Genomic DNA, 250 nt, shown 5'->3' on the forward strand with positions numbered 1-250 from the left:
ACATCCAAATATTATTGCTTCCGCTTTTAAATTATCAATTAACCTGCTTACTGCAGATATAATCCTTGCTTTCGTTATTTCCGTATCCACTAGTAAATCATCTACTCCTAGGTTTAACTCCACAACACCAGCAAATTTATTTTCTAACTTTACACTATGTACCATTTTATTAACAATTTCAATAACTTCTTTTCCAGGAGATATTATTCCAAAATTATCACATAGTAAAGATGCTATATAGAAAGAAGTT

Annotated in this window: 1 protein-coding gene; it reads right to left on the reverse strand. The window is 29.6% G+C overall.

The annotated features are described in order from the left end of the window. A partial coding sequence (locus PV02_RS13015) for an aspartate/glutamate racemase family protein (protein ID WP_256623840.1) occupies nucleotides 1-250 on the reverse strand: 250 nt, incomplete at both ends.

The organism is Methanolobus chelungpuianus, assembly GCF_024500045.1.
Lineage (GTDB): Archaea > Halobacteriota > Methanosarcinia > Methanosarcinales > Methanosarcinaceae > Methanolobus > Methanolobus chelungpuianus.